Source organism: Roseateles puraquae (assembly GCF_002205845.1).
Taxonomy (GTDB): domain Bacteria; phylum Pseudomonadota; class Gammaproteobacteria; order Burkholderiales; family Burkholderiaceae_C; genus Pelomonas; species Pelomonas puraquae.
The window spans coordinates 617,466-634,944 of sequence record NZ_NISI01000001.1; the positions used below are offsets into that span (position 1 = coordinate 617,466).

General features: G+C 68.7%; 18 protein-coding genes. 9 read left to right on the top strand and 9 right to left on the bottom strand.

Going from position 1 to position 17,479, the window contains the following annotated elements:
- Window positions 1-9: 9 nt before the first annotated feature.
- Window positions 10-2,001, bottom strand: a complete 1,992-nt coding sequence (locus CDO81_RS02820; RefSeq protein WP_088481621.1) for a DNA topoisomerase IV subunit B — start codon at window positions 1,999-2,001, stop codon at window positions 10-12.
- A 156-nt stretch (window positions 2,002-2,157) separates the two neighbouring features.
- On the opposite strand from CDO81_RS02820, the gene CDO81_RS02825 reads away from it, so the two are divergent.
- The 8 genes from CDO81_RS02825 (at window position 2,158) to CDO81_RS02855 (ending at window position 9,477) form a co-directional block, all read left to right on the top strand.
- Window positions 2,158-3,129 carry a hypothetical protein gene (locus CDO81_RS02825; protein WP_088481622.1) on the top strand — a complete coding sequence of 324 codons (972 nt, stop codon included), beginning with the start codon at window positions 2,158-2,160 and terminating at the stop codon, window positions 3,127-3,129.
- Between the two features lie 116 nt (window positions 3,130-3,245).
- On the top strand, window positions 3,246-4,652 hold the full coding sequence (locus tag CDO81_RS02830; protein WP_088481623.1) for an amidohydrolase family protein: 1,407 nt from the start codon (window positions 3,246-3,248) through the stop codon (window positions 4,650-4,652).
- Between the two features lie 13 nt (window positions 4,653-4,665).
- Window positions 4,666-5,889 (top strand): MFS transporter, encoded by a 1,224-nt coding sequence (locus CDO81_RS02835; RefSeq protein WP_088481624.1) that lies wholly within the window; start codon window positions 4,666-4,668, stop codon window positions 5,887-5,889.
- Window positions 5,886-6,011 (top strand): hypothetical protein, encoded by a 126-nt coding sequence (locus CDO81_RS29070; protein ID WP_277595981.1) that lies wholly within the window; start codon window positions 5,886-5,888, stop codon window positions 6,009-6,011. Before CDO81_RS02835 ends, CDO81_RS29070 begins: the two co-directional genes overlap by 4 nt.
- Window positions 6,008-6,529: a class I SAM-dependent methyltransferase gene (locus tag CDO81_RS02840; protein ID WP_088481625.1), complete on the top strand. Its 522-nt coding sequence runs from the start codon at window positions 6,008-6,010 to the stop codon at window positions 6,527-6,529. Before CDO81_RS29070 ends, CDO81_RS02840 begins: the two co-directional genes overlap by 4 nt.
- Window positions 6,530-6,558: 29 nt before the next feature.
- A complete protein-coding gene (gene dapA / locus CDO81_RS02845; RefSeq protein WP_088481626.1) occupies window positions 6,559-7,440 on the top strand; it encodes a 4-hydroxy-tetrahydrodipicolinate synthase in 882 nt (293 codons plus the stop codon).
- A gap of 56 nt (window positions 7,441-7,496) precedes the next feature.
- On the top strand, window positions 7,497-8,678 hold the full coding sequence (gene bamC, locus CDO81_RS02850) for an outer membrane protein assembly factor BamC (protein ID WP_088481627.1): 1,182 nt from the start codon (window positions 7,497-7,499) through the stop codon (window positions 8,676-8,678).
- Window positions 8,679-8,697: 19 nt separating this feature from the next.
- The gene (locus tag CDO81_RS02855) at window positions 8,698-9,477 is read left to right on the top strand and encodes an MBL fold metallo-hydrolase (protein WP_088481628.1); all 780 of its coding nucleotides are present in this window, start codon (window positions 8,698-8,700) and stop codon (window positions 9,475-9,477) included.
- 494 nt (window positions 9,478-9,971) lie between these two features.
- Here the strand turns inward: CDO81_RS02855 and CDO81_RS02865 are convergent, their stop codons facing one another.
- Window positions 9,972-10,466, bottom strand: a complete 495-nt coding sequence (locus tag CDO81_RS02865) for a hypothetical protein (protein WP_088481630.1) — start codon at window positions 10,464-10,466, stop codon at window positions 9,972-9,974.
- Window positions 10,463-11,578 (bottom strand): JmjC domain-containing protein, encoded by a 1,116-nt coding sequence (locus tag CDO81_RS02870; protein WP_088481631.1) that lies wholly within the window; start codon window positions 11,576-11,578, stop codon window positions 10,463-10,465. The genes CDO81_RS02865 and CDO81_RS02870 overlap by 4 nt, the downstream gene beginning before the upstream one ends.
- A 31-nt stretch (window positions 11,579-11,609) precedes the next feature.
- On the opposite strand from CDO81_RS02870, the gene CDO81_RS02875 reads away from it, so the two are divergent.
- Complete coding sequence (locus CDO81_RS02875) at window positions 11,610-12,131, top strand: FKBP-type peptidyl-prolyl cis-trans isomerase (RefSeq protein ID WP_088481632.1); 522 nt, start codon at window positions 11,610-11,612, stop codon at window positions 12,129-12,131.
- Window positions 12,132-12,160: 29 nt separating this feature from the next.
- Here CDO81_RS02875 and dut read toward each other — a convergent pair whose 3' ends face one another.
- The 6 genes from dut to CDO81_RS02905 are packed head-to-tail and all read right to left on the bottom strand — an operon-like array spanning window position 12,161 to window position 17,474.
- Complete coding sequence (dut, locus tag CDO81_RS02880) at window positions 12,161-12,610, bottom strand: dUTP diphosphatase (RefSeq protein WP_088481633.1); 450 nt, start codon at window positions 12,608-12,610, stop codon at window positions 12,161-12,163.
- Entirely contained in the window at window positions 12,607-13,824 is a 1,218-nt protein-coding gene (coaBC, locus tag CDO81_RS02885) for a bifunctional phosphopantothenoylcysteine decarboxylase/phosphopantothenate--cysteine ligase CoaBC (protein WP_088481634.1), read from the bottom strand. The genes dut and coaBC overlap by 4 nt, the downstream gene beginning before the upstream one ends.
- Window positions 13,825-13,837: 13 nt before the next feature.
- The gene (gene trmB / locus CDO81_RS02890) at window positions 13,838-14,551 is read right to left on the bottom strand and encodes a tRNA (guanosine(46)-N7)-methyltransferase TrmB (protein WP_088481635.1); all 714 of its coding nucleotides are present in this window, start codon (window positions 14,549-14,551) and stop codon (window positions 13,838-13,840) included.
- Window positions 14,551-15,864 carry a thymidine phosphorylase gene (gene deoA / locus CDO81_RS02895; RefSeq protein WP_088481636.1) on the bottom strand — a complete coding sequence of 438 codons (1,314 nt, stop codon included), beginning with the start codon at window positions 15,862-15,864 and terminating at the stop codon, window positions 14,551-14,553. The genes trmB and deoA overlap by 1 nt, the downstream gene beginning before the upstream one ends.
- Before the next feature lie 12 nt (window positions 15,865-15,876).
- Window positions 15,877-16,641, bottom strand: coding sequence for a deoxyribose-phosphate aldolase (gene deoC / locus CDO81_RS02900; protein ID WP_088481637.1), 765 nt, complete (start codon window positions 16,639-16,641; stop codon window positions 15,877-15,879).
- Window positions 16,638-17,474 carry a purine-nucleoside phosphorylase gene (locus tag CDO81_RS02905; protein ID WP_088481638.1) on the bottom strand — a complete coding sequence of 279 codons (837 nt, stop codon included), beginning with the start codon at window positions 17,472-17,474 and terminating at the stop codon, window positions 16,638-16,640. Before CDO81_RS02905 ends, deoC begins: the two co-directional genes overlap by 4 nt.
- Window positions 17,475-17,479 lie beyond the last annotated feature (5 nt).

A 17,479-nucleotide genomic window follows, 5' to 3' on the forward strand; every position in this document is an offset into this window, starting at 1 on the left:
TCCAGGCCCTTAGACGTCGATCTCTACCGCATCGCCATGCAGCTCCATCAGCTCGCGCCGCGACGCAGCCTCGCCCTTGCCCATGAGCTTGTTGAAGGCGTCCACCGTGGCGGTGAAGTCCAGCTGGCCGTAGGCCACGCGTGACAGGCGGCGGGTCTCGGGGTTGAGCGTGGTGTCCCACAGCTGCTCGGCGCTCATCTCGCCCAGGCCCTTGAAGCGGCTGATGCTCCACGAGCCCTCGCGGGCGCCTTCCTTGCGCAGCTTGTCCAGCGTCGCAGTGAGCTCGCCCTCGTCCAGCGCGTAGAGCTTGGCCGCCGGCTTCTTGCCGCGGGCTGGCGCGTCCACCCGGTACAGCGGCGGCCGGGCCACGTAGACGTGACCGGCCTCTACCAGCTTGGGGAAGTGCCGGAAGAACAGCGTCAACAGCAGCACCTGGATGTGCGAGCCGTCGACGTCGGCGTCGCTCAGGATGCAGACCTTGCCGTAGCGCAGACCCGAAAGATCGGGCGTGTCGTTCGGGCCATGGGGGTCCACGCCAAGCGCCACCGAGATGTCATGGATCTCGTTGTTCTTGAACAGCAGGTCGCGCTCGACCTCCCAGGCATTGAGCACCTTGCCGCGCAATGGCAGGATGGCCTGGGTCTCCTTGTCGCGGCCCATCTTGGCGCTGCCGCCGGCCGAGTCGCCCTCCACCAGGAAGACCTCGTTGTTCAGCAGGTCGCGGCTTTCGCAATCGGTCAGCTTGCCGGGCAACACCGCCACACCTGAGCCCTTGCGCTTCTCGACCTTCTGGCTGGCGCGCTGGCGGGTCTGGGCCTGCTTGATGACGAGCTCAGCCAGCTTCTTGCCGTGCTCCACATGCTGGTTGAGCCACAGCTCCAGCGCTGGCTTCACATACGCGGACACCAAGCGCAGCGCGTCGCGCGAATTGAGCCGCTCCTTGGTCTGGCCCTGGAACTGCGGGTCCAGCACCTTGGCGCTCAGCACGAAGCTGGCGCGCGAGAACACGTCGTCCGGCATGAGCTTGACGCCCTTGGGCAGCAGCGAATGCAGCTCGATGAAGCCCTTGACCGCACCGAACAGCCCGTCCTTCAGGCCCGAATCATGGGTGCCGCCGGCCACGGTCGGAATCAGGTTGACGTAGCTCTCGCGCATCGGCGCGCCGTCCTCGGTGAAGGCCACGCACCAGGCCGCACCCTCGCCTTCGGCAAAGTTCTCGCTCTCGCCAGCGCCGGCATAGCCCTCGCCTTCGAACAGCGGGATGAGCGGGTCGGCGTTCAGCGTCTGGGCGAGGTAGTCGCGCAGGCCGCCCTTGTAAAGCCAGGTCGTGACTTCGCCGGTCTTCTCGACCTTCAGGGTGACCGTCACGCCCGGCATCAGCACCGCCTTGGAGCGCAGCAGGTGCACCAGCTCGTGCCGCGGCAGCTCTGCACTCTCGAAATACTTGGGGTCAGGCCAGACGCGCACCGTCGTGCCCTGCTTGCGGTCACCGCTGGCAGCAGGCCGGGTCACCACCTGCTGAACGACGTCGCCATGCTCGAAGGCAATGCCGGCAACCTGCTTGTCACGCCAGACGGCGACTTCCAGACGCTTGGCCAGTGCGTTGGTCACCGACACGCCCACGCCGTGCAGGCCGCCCGAGAAGCTGTAAGCGCCGCCCGAGCCCTTGTCGAACTTGCCACCGGCATGCAGCCGCGTGAACACGATCTCCACCACCGGCACACCTTCCTCAGGGTGCAGCCCGAAGGGAATGCCCCGGCCGTCGTCGGCCACGGACACCGAGCCGTCGACGTGCAGCGTCAGGTCGATTCGCTTGCCGTGCCCGGCGAGGGCTTCGTCGGCGGCGTTGTCGATGACTTCCTGGATGCAATGCAGCGGGTTCTCGGTCCGGGTGTACATGCCCGGCCGTTGCTTGACGGGCTCCAGACCTTTCAGGACACGGATGGACGCTTCGCCGTAGGCGGCGGGTTGTGTGGAAGTGGAAGAGGGACGGCTCGACATAGGCGCGGGATTCTATGCAGGGGGTCTGGCCGCCCCTGCAACACCCCTTTTCGCGAAACCGGACATGCAGCCACCCTCCTCCTGGAGGATGGACGCGGAGGGGCCGGGCGACTGCAATGCCGTCATTCAACCGCCCTACCCAGTCTGATCCAGCCCATGCCTCACGCCCTTCGCCTGCTCGCCGCCGCTCTGGCCAGCCTGCCGCCCCTGCTCGCGGCTGCCCCGGCCGGCGACTTCGCCCCCCAAGGGACTCGCGCCACCCTGACGGTGGACTTCACCTACCAGGCGACTGGCCGGCGCGCCGACAAATACGACAGCCGGGAGTGGAAGGTGCTGCGAACTCTGCACATGGACGCCACGGTCACGGCCCGACAGCCTGCCCTGCTGGCCATGCTCAGCGCACCCGAAGCCGAGCAAACCGCAAAGCTCAAGCAGCAGGCGGCCGAGGCCAACCGCATCACGCAGCAGGCTGCTCCCATGATGGCCGGGGCCGAAGCCATCATGGCCAAGTGCGGCGACGACGACAAATGCCTGGAGCGGGAAGCCATGAAGCTCGGCCAGGCCATGGCAGGCCAGCCCCAGGTCGCCGCCACTGCGAAGGCCATGGAGCGCTTCGCCGACAACCAGGCGGCCCAGGCCAACCGCTACCAGGCCTGGACAGGCCAGAGCCAGACCGGCAGCTATCGCATCGAGGAGAAGGTGCGCATCGTGCATGCCGACCCCATCTGCATGAGCCTGCCGACCGCGCGCTGCACCCGCATCGAGACCCGCGGCGGCGAAGGGCGAATCAAGCTGACCGATGCCAGCACGGGCGCGGTGGAGCTGGATCTCGCCAAGGGCCTGCTGACCATCCACCCGCCAATGTCGCCAGAAGCACTTGCCTACACGGAAACGGTCGTGACGGACGAACCCGAGGGCACGCATTCCGTCCCGACCCCACGCGGCGCACAGCCCCGGCAGGGCGTATTCCTGAAATCACCCAGCAATGGCACGCTCGTCTCGCCTTCGTTCACGGCGCCCCTCAAGGGCGGCTGGCGCAGTCAGAGTGGGATTCAGACCGTGCCACTCGGCGGCAAGGACGAGGCCAGCGGCACTCTCACCATGAAGTGGCGATTCCAGGTGCAGTAACGCCTTGCCTGGGCAGAGCCACGGGCGGACACATCAGGTGACTCGCGCCCGGCCCGGCATTGGCTACGATGCCGCCCGGCCACGGACCCACCCGGCGGCCGCATTGCCGACTGCCCATGCCCCTGTTCCGTCTCGTTGTCGCCCTGGCCGCCTGCTGCACCGCCCTCGCCCACGCCGCCCAGCCCTACCAGGCCAGCGCGCCGCTGTCGTGGGAGCTGAAGAATGCCCGCTGGTTCGACGGCCGGCAGATTCAGCGCGGCAACCTGTACGTCGAAGACGGCGTCTTCGTGGCGAAGAAGCCGGCCAAGGTCAACCGCAAGATGGACCTGCGCGGGCAGCAGGTGCTGATCAATCCGCTTGCCGAAGCCCACAACCACAACCTCCAGACCGCCTGGGGCTGGGGCCAATACGCGGACAAGTACATCGACGAGGGGGTCTTCTACGCGGCCATGCTCTGCGGCGACCCGGCCGGCGTGGCCGAGGTGGGGCCGCTGGCGGCCACGCCGGCGGCGCCGGACGTCAGCTTCGTCACCGCCTGCATCACCTCGCCAGACGGTTACCCGCTGGCCGCCGTGCTGCCTGAACCCACACCGGCGGCTGCCGCAGCGCAGTCGCTGATCGTGCTGGTCGACAGCCCCGAGCAGGCACGCGAACAGTGGCCCGCCATCCAGGCGCGCGGCGGGCGCTGGCTGCGGCTGGTGCTGGCCCACAGCGAGCGGCCTGAGCTGCGCCAGCAGCCCGAGATGTTCGGCCGGCTGGGCCTGCGGCCCGACACCGCCGCCGAACTGACCCGGCTGGCGCATGCCGATGGCAAGCGGGTCGTCGCCCACGTCGAGACGGCGGCCGACTTCGACGCCGCCCTGGCCGCGGGTGTCGATGCGATCGCCCACCTGCCGGGCTATGCCAACACCTTGAACGAGCCAGCCGAGCAGTTTGCAATCAGCGAGACGGCAGCGGCCCAGGCGGCGCGACAGAAGACGGCCGTCATCACCACCACGGCCGCCACGGCCCTCTTCAAGCTCGACGACGCCGCGCTCGCCGCGCTGCGCGAGGTTCAACGCGCCAACCTGGCGCGCCTGCAAGCGGCCGGCGTGCCGCTGCTGATGGGCTCGGATGTCTTCATCGGCACAGCCCGCAACGAGCTGCATGCGCTGGACGATCTCGGCCTGGACCGCGCCACCGTGCTGCGCCTGGCCACGCAAGACACGCCGCGCGCGCTGTTCCCCGGCCGGCGCCTGGGCTGCTTCGACCCCGGCTGCGAGGCCAGCTTCCTGCTGCTGGGCGGCGACCCGCTGGCTGACCTGAGCCAGGTCGACATGCCGCTGCTGCGAGTCAAGCAGGGCCGGCTGCTGACCCGGCTGGCCGACGTGGCCGCCTCCAGCTCCCAGGCCACCGCCTCGACGGCTGACGCGCCCAAGAAACCTGCGCCCAAGGCCAAGGGCAAGACGAAGGCCAAGTCCACCGGCAAGTCCGCCGCTGCCAGCAGCAAAACCAAGGCGACAGCCAAGGCCAAGGCCCGCTGAGTACAGTCTCGCGATGACCGTGCACCGTTCCACGCCCACCGGGCTGTCCGTCCAGCAGGCGCTGCTGTGTGGCGCCCTGATCGTCACGATGTCGATGGGCATCCGCCACGGCTTCGGCTTCTGGCTGCAACCCATCATCACCGAGCGGGGCTGGACACGGGAAACCTTCTCCTTCGCCATGGCGGTGCAGAACCTCGCCTGGGGCGTCGCCGGGCCGCTGGCCGGCATGCTGGCCGACCGCTTCGGGGCCTGGCGGGTGCTCATCGGCGGTGGGCTGGCCTACGCCACGGGCCTGGCGCTGATGGCGGTGACCAGCCATCCGTTGAGCTTCACGCTGGGCGCCGGCGTGCTCATCGGCGTGGCGCAGTCGGGGTCGACTTATGCGGTCATCTACGGCGTGCTGGGCCGCACGGTGTCGGCCGAGAAGCGCTCCTGGGCCTTCGGCGTCGCGGCGGCCGCCGGCTCGTTCGGCCAGTTCGTGATGATCCCGGTAGAGACCTGGCTCATCAGCCACCTGGGCTGGCAGGGCGCCCTCTTCCTGCTGGCGGGTGCCGCGCTGCTGATCGTGCCGCTGGCACTCGGCGTGCGAGAGCGGCATGGCCCGGCCACGAACGCCGGGCACCAGAGCATCGGCCAGGCGCTGCGCGAGGCCTTCGGCTACCGCAGCTTCCAGTTGCTGATGCTGGGCTACTTCGTCTGTGGCTTCCAGGTCGTCTTCATCGGCGTGCACCTGCCGAGCTACCTGAAGGACCACGGCCTGGGCCTGGGCGTGTCCACCGGCGCGCTGATGCTGATCGGCCTGTTCAACATCTTCGGCACCTATGCCGCCGGCATGCTGGGCCAGCGCTTCCCGAAGCGCTACCTGCTCTCGGTCATCTATGGCGCTCGCGCGGTGGCCATCCTCACCTTCATCTCGGTGCCGCTGACGCCGGTGAGCGTGTACGTCTTCGCCGCGGTGATGGGCTTCCTGTGGTTGTCCACCGTGCCGCCCACCAACGCGGTGGTCGCGCAGATCTTCGGCGCCCAGCATCTGTCGATGCTGGGTGGCTTCGTCTTCCTGAGCCACCAGGTCGGCAGCTTCCTGGGCGTGTGGCTGGGCGGCAAGCTCTACGACGCCACCGGCAGTTATGACGTGGTCTGGTGGCTGGCGATCGCACTCGGCGTGATGGCCATGCTGGCCAACCTCCCGGTGCGCGAAGGCCCCATCCAACGCGCTCCCAGCGCCCGCCCGGCATGAAGCCCCGGCGCTGGCTGATCCCGCTGGTCGTCGTGGCGGCACTGACACTCACCGCCCTCGCCTACCGACACCCGGCCGTGATGATCCAACTCAGCGAGCAGCTGTGGGCCTGCTTCGGATGACACCCGCGCCCACAGCAACTGCGCCGTCCGCCTGGCTGCAACGCTTCGCGCCTCAGCCCGCAGGCACGGCACTGGACGTGGCCTGCGGCTCCGGGCGCAACCTGACCTGGCTGGTGAACACCGGCTGGCAAGTCACCGGTGTGGACCGGGACACCGCCGCCACCGCACCGCTGCAGAACCTGGCAAAGATCGTCAACGCCGACATCGAGAACGGCCCCTGGCCGTTCCAGGACGCGGGCTTCGACCTCGTGGTCGTCTGCAATTACCTGTGGCGCCCGCTGTTCGAGTGCATCCGCAGCGCGGTCAAGCCCGGCGGCTGGCTGATCTGGGAAACCTTCGCCAACGGGCAGCAGACCATCGGCCGGCCGTCACGCCCCGACTTCCTGCTGCAACGTGGCGAACTGCTGCGGGTCTGCGGCGACTGGCGCATCGTGGCTTACGAAGACCTGTTCGAACCCGGCGTCAACCCGCGCTTCGTGCAGCGCGTTGCGGCCGTCCGGCCCGGCGTGCCGGCCTAAAATCACCTGATTCACCTCCGCATCACACCATGAAGCCCATCCTCGGCAGCATCGTCGCCCTCGTCACCCCCATGAACGAGGACGGCAGCATCGACTACCCGGCGCTGCGTCGCCTGATCGACTGGCATGTCGAGGAAGGCACGGCCTGTGTCGGCGTCGTCGGCACCACGGGCGAATCGCCCACGGTCAGCATGGAAGAGAACCGCGAAATCATTCGCGTGGCCGTCGAGCATGCCAAGGGCCGGATTCCCATCCTGGCTGGCACCGGCGCCAATTCCACCGCCGAGGCGATCGAGCTCAGCCGCTACGCCAAGGAAGTGGGTGCCGATTGCACGCTGTCGGTGGTGCCCTACTACAACAAGCCCTCGCAGGAGGGCATCTACCAGCACTTCAAGGCGATCGCCGAGGCCGTGGACATCCCCATGATGCTCTACAACGTGCCTGGCCGGACCGTGGCAGACATGGCGCCCGAGACCACCCTGCGCTGCGCCAGCCTGCCCGGCGTGTTCGGCGTGAAGGAGGCCACCGGCAACATCGAGCGCGCGGCCTACCTGATCAAGCACGCGCCGGCGGGCTTTCACATCTACTCGGGCGATGACGGCACCGCCGTGGCGCTCATGCTGCTGGGCGGCCATGGCAATGTGAGCGTCACCGCCAACGTCGCCCCGCGCCAGATGGCCGAGATGTGCCGCCTGGCCATCGCCGGCAACGTCGTCGAGGCCCGCAAGATCCACCTGCAGCTGCTCGGCCTGCACAAGCAACTGTTCTGCGAACCCAGCCCAGCGCCGGCCAAGTGGGCGCTGTCGCGCCTGGGCCGCTGCGGCGCCGCGCTGCGCCTGCCCATCACGCCGCTGACCTCCGCCGGCCAGGCCAGCGTCGGTCAGGCGATGGTCGAAGCAGGTCTGCTCTAATGCGCGGCTGCGCCAGCGCGGTCTGGCGCCTTTGTTCCCCGGAGATTTCCAGCGTGATGTCTGTTTCCTCGCTTCGCCCCACGGCGACCCGTCTGGCCTGCACGGCCTTCGTCCTGTCGCTCGCCGGCTGCAGCACTTTCGACAGCGTGTTCTCGTCGGACAAGGTCGACTACAAGACCGCCGCCCGCCAGACCCAGGGCCTGGAAGTCCCGCCGGACCTGACCCAGCTCGCCAAGGACAATCGCGCCCAGGTGCAGGGCGGCTCGATCACCGCCTCCGCCCTGTCGGCCGTGAAGCCGGCGAATTCCACCAACGCCGCCGGCCTCGTGGCTGGCAGCGTGGCCACCAACGTGGCCGGTGATGTGCGCCTGGAGCGCAGCGGCAGCGAGCGCTGGCTGCACACGTCGCTCACGCCCGAGCAGCTCTGGCCGCAGATCCGCACCTTCTGGCAGGAGCGCGGCCTGGAGGTCATCAAGGAGCAGCCCGAGATCGGCGTCATGGAGACCAACTGGGCCGAAAACCGCGCCAAGTTGCCGCAGGACTTCATCCGCTCCACCATCGGCAAGGTGTTCGACGGCCTGTACTCCACCGGCGAGCGCGACATGTACCGCACCCGCATCGAGCGCGGCGCCAACGGCACCGACATCTTCATCAGCCACCGCGGCATGCAGGAGGTCTACACCTCCCAGAGTCGCGATTCAACCGCCTGGCAGGCCCGGCCGGCTGACCCCTTCCTCGAAGGCGAGATGCTGTCGCGCCTGATGCTCAAGCTCGGCGGCAAGGAAGACCTGGCCAAGGCCGTCGCGACCGAGTCCGGCAAGCCTGCGGCAACAACGGCGGCGGCCAACACCATGAAGGTGGGTGGCGACATGCCGCGGCCGGAGCGCCGTGCGCTGTCCGAAGTGCCTGACAGCCTGACCGTCAATGACGGCTTCGACCGAGCCTGGCGCCGCGTCGGCCTGTCGCTGGATCGCCATGGCTTCACCATCGAAGACCGCGACCGTGCCGCCGGCCTGTTCTTCCTGCGCTATGCCGACCCCGAGAAGGCGGGCCAGGACGAACCCAACTTCTTCCAGCGCCTGTTCGGTGCCAAGGCGTCCGCGCCGGTGCGCTACCGCGTCGCGGTCAAGGCCGACGGCGTGAAGAGCACGGTGCGCATCCTGAACGACGGCGGCCAGCCGGTGACGGATGACAACGCCAAGCGCATCCTCAGCCTGCTGATGGATGACCTGAAGTAAACCGACCCGCGCTGCCGTGATGCGGTTCTGCAGCCTCGGCAGCGGCAGCGGCGGCAACTCGACCCTCATCGAGGCCAGCCAGGGCATCACGCGCACGCGGCTGCTGGTAGACGCCGGCTTCAGCGTGCGCGAGCTCGTCAAGCGCCTCGCTCGTGCAGGCTGCGAGCCCGAATCGGTCGACGCGGTGTTCATCACGCACGAGCACGGCGATCACATCGGCTGCGCACTCGCCTTCGCCAGCCGCTACCGCGTACCGCTGGTCACCAGCCGCGGCACCTGGCGTGCCGTTGGCAAGGACGACTTCGATCCCGGGCTGTTGCGCCTCGTGCGCGACGGGGAGACCCTGGCGCTGGGCGATCTCGAAGTGAACCCGTTCGGGGTGCCGCACGATGCCAACGAACCGTTGCAGCTGACCCTGAATGACGGCGCCGCACGCCTGGGCCTGGTCACCGACCTGGGCAGCGCGCCGGAGAGCGTGTCACGCGCATTGGCGGGCTGCCAGGCGCTGCTGCTGGAATGCAATCACGACGAGATGCTGTTGCGCAGCGGGCCGTATCACCCGGCACTCAAGAAGCGCATCCTGGGCAGCCACGGGCATCTGTCGAACACCGCGGCTGCGGAGCTGCTGGCGCGCTGCCTGCACGGCCGGCTGTCGCTCGTGGCCGCCGCCCACCTCAGCGAGACCAACAACACGCCGGCACTGGCGCTCGCAGCGCTGGCGCCCGTCCTGCAGGGCGGCGGGCCGGAGGTCCGGGTGGCCGATCCCAAACTCGGGCTGGACTGGTTCGCCGTGGGCTGATTCCGTCGGCGGACACGGCGCGCAAAGATTTGTAATCCAGGCGGGCGACGTTGGGGAAACGTCGCAAAAAAGAAAAAAGCCGCCGCTGCTTTCGCAGCGACGGCTTTTCTCGTGGGGACGAAGTGATTACTTCGAGGCAGCCGAAGCGCCAGCGTCGACAGCCGAAGCGCCGGCGTCCACAGCGCTGGCAGCAGCCGAAGCAGCTTCCGAAGCGGCCGGGGCGGGAGCGGCGACGGGGGCCGGGGCCTCAACCTTGGGTTCTTCCTTCTTGCTGCAAGCGGTCAGAGCAGCAGCAGCCAGCAGGGAAGCCAACAGGATCGACTTATTCATACTTGTCCTCAAACGTTGATACGACGGTGCACACCATAATTTTGGGGTCGTGCGCCAGTGCGTTTTTCACACCGACTGCCGACCCCGACAGAACAAGACGCGGAAAACCTCGAGCGCTTCCCTCGCCTAGCCAACAATTATAGGGGTTTGCGCGACAGCTTCGGTCACAACCCCAAAGTCGTGGGCGCAAATGATTCGCTCGAACGTTGTGCAACGGCATCAAACCATTCAAGCCCGCGCAGCCGCTGGGCGGCTTCCAGGCTGATCTCGCCCCGCCAAAGATGCCGGTCGAACAGGCGCAGCGTCACCGTGGACTCGGCACAGACAGCCATCAGCAAGCTTTCCGGCGCGCCTTCAAGCCGCAACTCCGGCTCCACCGCCCGGGCCGTTATGCAGTGGGCGAAGTCACGCCGCCAGCGCACGAACCGCGGATGGCGGCGGGCGATGTCCTCGTACTGCACGGCCAGCAGATGCAATTGGCGCCCGGCACGCGCCCAACTGGTGAGCGACGCCAGCGCCTGCGCGTCCGACAAGGGCCAGTCGACAAAGCTGTCATCCCAGGCATGCACCTCGCGGCAGCCCTGTGCCGAGATCCAGCCCAGCATCTCGACCATCAGCCGCTGGAACTCGGCCCGGCCCGAAAAGGTCTGGGCCTTCATGGCTGCCACGGCTGCACCCAGCCGTCCTCGGTCCACTGGTCGAGCAGTTCGCGTGCGCCTGGGGACAGCCGTTCGACCTCACGCGGCGTCAGCTGACGCGCATCCGCGAGGCGACGCATCAGCGTGGCATCCCGGCCCGCCGCACGAAAGCTCTCGCCGTTCAGGAACACATGCGCGTCGTCATAGAGCATGCGGCTGCGGCGGTCGAGCATGGCACCCAGTCCCGAGGGCAGTGGGTCGCTGACCTCGAACCACACCGTCGGCTTCGGCTCTGTCAGGGCCTCGCCGAGCGCACGCTCCAGCGCCTTGGGCCGCTGCACCGCGGCCTCAACCGCACGCCGCGCAAACGCCAGCAGATCGGCCGGCACACGCGCAGGCTCCGTGGTCGCGGGCTGGCGCGGGTCAGCGTAGAGCTTGCCGGCACTGTCGACGTCGTCCAGCAGACGGGGCAGCAACTCAGCGGCGAGGCCCTCGGCGCTGGAAGCGCGAAAGCCCACCGAGGCCGTGAAGCAACCCGGGCCGACGGCGATGCCGTCGTGCGCCCAGCCGGGCGGCAGGTAGAGCATGTCGCCCGCCTCCAGCACGAAGTCTTGCTCGGGCTTGAAGTTCGCGATGATCTTCAGCGGCACGTCATCGCGCAGCACCGCATCCTTCTGCGCGCCGATGCGCCAGCGCCGACGGCCGCCGAGCTGGATCAGGAAAACGTCGTAGGAATCGAAGTGCGGCCCCACGCCACCGCCATCGCTGGCGATCGACAGCATCAAGTCGTCCAGCCGCGCATCTGGCGCGAAGCGAAACAGGTCCAGCAACGCCCGTGCCTGAGGCAGATGCTGGTCCAGCCCCTGCACCAGCAGGGTCCAACCGGGCTTGCTCATCGCAGGCAGGCGGGCGATGGGGCCGTGCTTGAGCTTCCAGTCGCCGCCGAAGGCCGTCACCAATCGGGACTCGACGTCGTCTCGCGACGCCAGCGCCGCCAGCTCCTTGAGCGAGGCCGGCGGCGTGGCGCCACGGAAGGCCTGGCGCACCAGCAGCGGCTTCTTCTGCCAGTGCTTGCGCATGAATTGCGCCGGGCTCAGGCCGGCGAGCATGGGGGTCGGGAGGTCGATCTGCATGCGGGCATTGTGCCGATGCGAAAATGCCGCCATGCAAGTGACCCGCCCCTGTGTCGTCTCCCTGCGTTGGAGACTGGAAGATGCCCAAGGCCAGCTCATCGATGAGCTGGCCGAATCGATGGAGTTCCTGGTGGGGGGTGACGACCTGTTCGCCAAGGTCGAGACCGCCCTGGAAGGCCAGGAAGCCGGCTTCGAGACGGACATCGCCCTGCAGCCTGAAGAGGCCTTCGGCGACTACGACTCCAACCTCGTCTGCTTCGAGGCCCGCGCCCTGTTCCCGAAGGACGTGGAGCCGGGCATGCAGTTCGAGGGCCTGCCCGAAGGCGCCGCCACCGAAGGCATGCCCGCGGAGGCGGTGTACACCGTGACCGAGGTCTACCCCGAGCATGTGGTGCTCGATGGCAACCACCCGCTGGCCGGCATCGGCCTGCGCATGCACCTCACGCTGTTGGATGTGCGCGCGGCGACCGAAGAGGAAGTGCAGGCGGGGTCGGTCGGTGAGCCCATCTTCATGGTCCAGACCGGCGCACCACCGGACGAACCGATTCACTGACACCCCAGGGCGCCGATGGCGCCCTTTTTTCAAGCCTTGCCGGTCGACCCGAAGCCGCCCGCGCCGCGGTCTGACGCTTCGAAGCTGTCGACACGGCGGAACGTGGCCTGCACCACCGGCACGACGACGAGCTGCGCGATGCGCTCGAAGGGCTGGATGGTGAAGGCCGTCTGGCCGCGGTTCCAGCAGCTCACCATGAGCTGGCCCTGGTAGTCGCTGTCGATCAGGCCGACCAGGTTGCCCAGCACGATGCCGTGCTTGTGGCCCAGGCCGGAGCGGGGCAGGATGATGGCGGCAAGTCCCGGGTCACCGATATGGATGGCCAGGCCGGTGGGGATCAGCGTCGTCTGGCTCGGCTCGAGCGTGATGGCGGCGTCCAGGCAGGCGCGCAGGTCCAGGCCGGCGCTGCCGGGCGTGGCGTAGGCAGGGATCTGCTCGGCCATGCGGGGGTCGAGCACTTGCAGGTCGATGGGGGTCATCCGAGTCTTCTGGAAAGTTCTGCGATCAGCGCGCGGGCGAGGCTGAGCTTGTCGGCCGTGCCGCCGCCTTCGGGCAGTTCGCGCTGGCCCTGCTCGTCGATGAGCAGCAGTGCGTTGTCGTCTCGGCCGAAGGTGGCCGGGCCCAGGTTGGCGACGATGAGCGGGATGCCCTTGCGGCGGCGCTTGGCGTCGGCATGCTCGGCGAGCTTCTCGCTCTCGGCCGCGAAGCCCACGCAGTAGGGAGGCGACGGCAGGCGCGCGACCTCGGCCAGGATGTCGGGGTTCTCGGTCATCGCGATGGTGGGCGCGGTCGCGCCGCCTTCGGCCTTCTTGAGCTTGTGCTCATGCACCTCGACGGGCCGCCAGTCCGCCACGGCGGCCGTGGCGATGAAGGCATGCTGCCCGGGTGCCTGGCGCAGCACGGCGTCGTGCATCTCACGCGCGGTCTGCACGTCGATGCGGCGCACATGGCGCGGCGTGGACAGGTGCACCGGGCCGGCCACCAGCGTGACGATGGCGCCCGCCTCGGCCGCTGCACGCGCGATGGCGAAGCCCATCTTGCCGCTGCTGTGGTTGGTGATGCCGCGCACCGGGTCGATAGGCTCAAAGGTGGGGCCCGCAGTCACCAGCACATTGCGGCCGCGCAGGGGCTTGGGCGCGAGGCGGCCTTCGATCTCGTCGAAGATCTCCTGGGCTTCCAGCATGCGGCCGTCGCCCGTCTCGCCGCAGGCCTGGTCACCGCTGGCGGGGCCGATGAGATGCGCGCCGTCGGCCTTGGCCTGCACCACGTTGCGCTGCGTGGCCGGATGCGCCCACATCTCGCGGTTCATCGCCGGCACGATGAAAAGCGGGCATTCGCCGATGCGGCGGGCCAGCGCGGTCAGGCTGATGAGGTCGTCCGCCCTGCCCTGCGCCAGGGCCGCGATGGCGTCGGCACTCGCCGGCGCCACCACCATCGCATCCGCCTCCCGGCTGAGATTGATGTGGGCCATGTTGTTGCCCGGGCGCGTGTCCCACTGCGAGGTGTAGACCGGCCGGCCCGACAACGCCTGCATCGTGACCGCAGTGATGAACTGCTCGGCCGCCTCGGTCATCATGACCTGCACGCTCGCGCCTGCCTTCACCAGCAGCCGCGTCAATTCGGCGATCTTGTAGCCGGCGATGCCGCCGGTCATTGCGAGCAGGAGGTGCTTGCCGTGCAGTGGACTTGTCATGGGCTTGTTAGGACTAACGCTTCCTGAACACCAGGTCCCAGACCCCGTGGCCGAGACGCAGCCCACGAGCCTCGAACTTGGTCAGGGGCCGGTAGGCGGGCTTGTCAGCATAACCGGTTGCCGCGGCCGCGGTATTCAGGAGGGCCGGCTCGGCGCTCAGCACCTCGAGCATCTGCTCGGCATAAGGCTGCCAGTCGGTCGCGCAGTGCAGGTAGCCGCCCGGGGCGATGTGCTTCACAAGCTGCGCCACGAACGCGGGCTGGATGAGCCGGCGCTTGTTGTGGCGCTTCTTGTGCCAGGGGTCGGGGAAGAAGATGTGAACGCCTGCGAGCACGCCCTCGCCCACCATGTCGCGCAGCACCTCGACCGCGTCGTGCTGGACGATGCGAATGTTGCCCAGTTGCTTCTCGTCGATGAGCTTGAGCAGCGCGCCCACGCCGGGCTCGTGCACCTCGCAGCCGATGAAGTCATGGTCGGGCAGCGTGGCCGCGATCTCGGCGGTCGCGCCGCCCATGCCGAAGCCGATCTCCAGCACCACAGGCGCCGTGCGGCCGAAGGTAGCGGCGAGGTCGAGCTTCTCGGCCTTGTAGGGCAACACGAACTTCGGGCCCAGCTCCGCCAGAGCCTTTATCTGGCCGGTGCCCATGCGGCCGGCGCGGGTGACGAAGCTCTTGATGGCCCGGCGCGGTGGCTGGCCGGGCTGCTGGCCGTCTTGGTCGTCGCTCATCAGCCCACCTCGGCCATGACCATCGGCGCCGCGGCCAAGTCGGCGTCGCCCAGCGTGCAGGCGGCCAGGTACGAGACCACCGCACGATCGGCCGCAGCCTCGTCGGCGGCGTGCACCAGGGCCAGCGGCTCACCGGCGGCGAAGCGGGTGCCGACCGGCTGCACGGACGAGAAGCCGACGCGCATGTCGATGGCGTCACCCGCCTTGCGCCGGCCACCGCCCAGCTCGACGATCAGCACGCCGAGATCGCGCGTGGCCATGGCTTGCAGCACCCCGGCACGCGGTGCGGGCACGGGCTTCACGACCGGCGCAGCAGCGAGGTACTGGGCCGGCTTGTCGAGCAGGTCGGCCGGGCCGCCGAGGGCGGAAACCATCTGCGCGAACTTCTCGGCCGCGGCGCCGCTGTCCAGCGCGGCTTGCAGCTTCACACGCGCGGCGGCGGTGTCGGATGCCAGGTTGCCCAGCACCAGCATCTCGGCGCACAGCGCCAGCGTCACCTCGTGCAGGCGGGCCTCACGCGGGCCGTCACCCTTGAGGTAGCGCACCGTCTCCCAGATCTCCAGCGCGTTGCCGACGTCGGTGCCCAGGATCTGGTTCATGTCGGTGATGAGCGCCCTGGTACGCAGGCCGGCACCACCGGCGACGGCCACGATGCTCTCGGCCAGTTCGCGCGCGAACTCGGGCGTGGCGGCAAAGGCGCCGTTGCCGCACTTGATGTCCATGGCCAGGCCTTCCAGGCCGGCGGCGAGCTTCTTGGACAGGATGCTGGCGGTAATGAGCGGCACGCTCTCGACCGTGGCCGTCACGTCGCGCGTGGCGTAGAAGCGCTTGTCGGCCGGGGCCAGGTCGGCCGTCTGGCCAATGATGGCGCAACCCAAGGAACGCACGAGCTGGTCGAACTTGGCCGGGTCGGGCGTCGTCGAATAGCCCGGGATGGCTTCGAGCTTGTCGACCGTGCCGCCGGTGTGGCCGAGGCCGCGGCCCGCGATCATCGGCACGTAGCCGCCACAGGCCGCCACCATGGGCGCGAGCATGAGGCTGACCTTGTCGCCCACGCCGCCGCTGCTGTGCTTGTCGAGGATGGGACCCGGCATGTCGGGCCAGCGCATCACGCGGCCGGAGTTCATCATGGCGCGGGTCAGCAGCACGGCCTCGTCACGGCCCATGCCCCGCAGGAACACGGCCATGCCGAGCGCAGCCACCTGGCCTTCGCTCCAGGAGTTGTCCACGAGGCCGCGGACGAAGTGGTTGATCTGCGCTTCGTTGAGCGCCTGGCCGTCGCGCTTGGCGCGGATGATTTCTTGGGCGAGCATGGTCGTGAAGGATCAGTAGGCGGCGTTCGAGGCGGTGGAGGCAGCGCCACCGAGCACGGCTTCGATGTCGGTCAGCAGGCCACTGGCGCCGAAGCGCAGGCGCTGCGGGTTCAGCGCCTGGGCACCCAGCGCCGCGTCGGCTTGGGCGATATAGCCCGCGGCGTCGGCCACCGAGCGCACGCCACCCGAGGCCTTGAAGCCGGCGGACGGCAGACCGCTGGCCTGGATCTCCTTGAGCATCACGGCGGCGGCCGCGGGGGTGGCGCCGGTCGGGGTCTTGCCGGTGCTGGTCTTCACGAAATCTGCACCGGCCGCCAGCGCCAGGCGCGTGGCCTGGGCGATGAGTTCAGGCGTTTGCAACTCACCCGACTCGATGATGACCTTGAGCGTCAGCGGGCGGCTGGCAAAGCGCACTTCGGACAGGAACTCGGCGACCTCGGTCGACTGCCCGGCCATGAGTGCGCGGTAGGGCAGCACCACGTCGACCTCGTCACCCCCAGCCTGCGCGATGGTGGCCACATCGGCCAGCGCGCGAGCCTGGTCCAGCGCCCCGTCGGGGAAGTTCGCGACCGCGGCAACCTTGATGCCGGCAGGCAGGGCAGCTCGCGCCTGGGCGACGAAACGCGGCCAGACGCACACGGCAGCCACCGGGCCGTGGGCGGTTTGAGCACGGCGGCACAGCGCGTCGATGTCGGCGGCGGTGTCGCCGTCGTTCAGGCTGGTCAGGTCCAGGCAGGCCAGCGCGGTCCGCGCGGCAGCCTTGAGGTCGGTGGTCACAGCGCCACGTCCTTGAGGCTGGCCACCAGCGCGGCCAGGAAGCCAGCGGCGCGCTCGCCCGACATCTGCGCCTGCTTGAGGGTCAGGTCGTGCGTCAACGCCTCGGCCGAGAGGCCGGCGGCCATGTTGGTCATGAGTGCGATGCCCATGACCTTCAGGCCGGCGTGGCGGGCCAGGATGGTCTCGGGCACGGTGCTCATGCCGACGGCGTCGGCGCCCCAGGCAGCGAACATGCGGATCTCTGCGGCAGTCTCGAACTGCGGGCCCAGGGCCCAGCAGTACACGCCTTCGCCCAGCATCAGGTTCTCGCGCTTGGCCAGCGCCAGCGCGTGCTTGCGCAGGTCGGCGTCGTAGGCGTTGACCATGTCGACGAAGCGATGGCTGCCCTGCTCGCCTACCAGCGGGCTGCGCTGTGGCGCATTGATGTGGTCGGCGATCAGCATCAGGCTGCCGGGCGGCATGTGGCCGCGCAGGGAGCCGGAAGCGTTGGTTTGCAGCAGCAGCTTCACGCCCCAGGTCTTGAGCGTGCGCAGCGCGCCGGCCATGCCGGTGCAGTCGCCGGTTTCGTAGGTGTGCGCACGGCCGCGCAGGAAGATGACACGCTGGCCGCCGATGTGGCCAACGACGACCTCGTTGACGTGCCCCTCGACCTTGGGCTGCGGAAACGCCGGCAGCTCGGTGTAGGGCAGGCTTTGCGGCTCCTGCACATGGCTCACGGCGCCGGCCCAGCCGGAACCGAGCACCACGGCCACTTCAGGCGCATTGCCGAACAGGGATTGCAGCTTGTCGACGCTCGCGGGGATCGCGACGTCGAGCTTCTTGTTGTCGATCATGAGGT

Coding starts and splice junctions, on each gene's coding strand:
- CDO81_RS02820 (WP_088481621.1), bottom strand. CDS start 2,001: ATGTCGAGCCGTCCCTCTTCCACTTCCACACAACCCGCCGCCTACGGC.
- CDO81_RS02825 (WP_088481622.1), top strand. CDS start 2,158: ATGCCTCACGCCCTTCGCCTGCTCGCCGCCGCTCTGGCCAGCCTGCCG.
- CDO81_RS02830 (WP_088481623.1), top strand. CDS start 3,246: ATGCCCCTGTTCCGTCTCGTTGTCGCCCTGGCCGCCTGCTGCACCGCC.
- CDO81_RS02835 (WP_088481624.1), top strand. CDS start 4,666: ATGACCGTGCACCGTTCCACGCCCACCGGGCTGTCCGTCCAGCAGGCG.
- CDO81_RS29070 (WP_277595981.1), top strand. CDS start 5,886: ATGAAGCCCCGGCGCTGGCTGATCCCGCTGGTCGTCGTGGCGGCACTG.
- CDO81_RS02840 (WP_088481625.1), top strand. CDS start 6,008: ATGACACCCGCGCCCACAGCAACTGCGCCGTCCGCCTGGCTGCAACGC.
- dapA (WP_088481626.1), top strand. CDS start 6,559: ATGAAGCCCATCCTCGGCAGCATCGTCGCCCTCGTCACCCCCATGAAC.
- bamC (WP_088481627.1), top strand. CDS start 7,497: ATGTCTGTTTCCTCGCTTCGCCCCACGGCGACCCGTCTGGCCTGCACG.
- CDO81_RS02855 (WP_088481628.1), top strand. CDS start 8,698: ATGCGGTTCTGCAGCCTCGGCAGCGGCAGCGGCGGCAACTCGACCCTC.
- CDO81_RS02865 (WP_088481630.1), bottom strand. CDS start 10,466: ATGAAGGCCCAGACCTTTTCGGGCCGGGCCGAGTTCCAGCGGCTGATG.
- CDO81_RS02870 (WP_088481631.1), bottom strand. CDS start 11,578: ATGCAGATCGACCTCCCGACCCCCATGCTCGCCGGCCTGAGCCCGGCG.
- CDO81_RS02875 (WP_088481632.1), top strand. CDS start 11,610: ATGCAAGTGACCCGCCCCTGTGTCGTCTCCCTGCGTTGGAGACTGGAA.
- dut (WP_088481633.1), bottom strand. CDS start 12,610: ATGACCCCCATCGACCTGCAAGTGCTCGACCCCCGCATGGCCGAGCAG.
- coaBC (WP_088481634.1), bottom strand. CDS start 13,824: ATGACAAGTCCACTGCACGGCAAGCACCTCCTGCTCGCAATGACCGGC.
- trmB (WP_088481635.1), bottom strand. CDS start 14,551: ATGAGCGACGACCAAGACGGCCAGCAGCCCGGCCAGCCACCGCGCCGG.
- deoA (WP_088481636.1), bottom strand. CDS start 15,864: ATGCTCGCCCAAGAAATCATCCGCGCCAAGCGCGACGGCCAGGCGCTC.
- CDO81_RS02905 (WP_088481638.1), bottom strand. CDS start 17,474: ATGATCGACAACAAGAAGCTCGACGTCGCGATCCCCGCGAGCGTCGAC.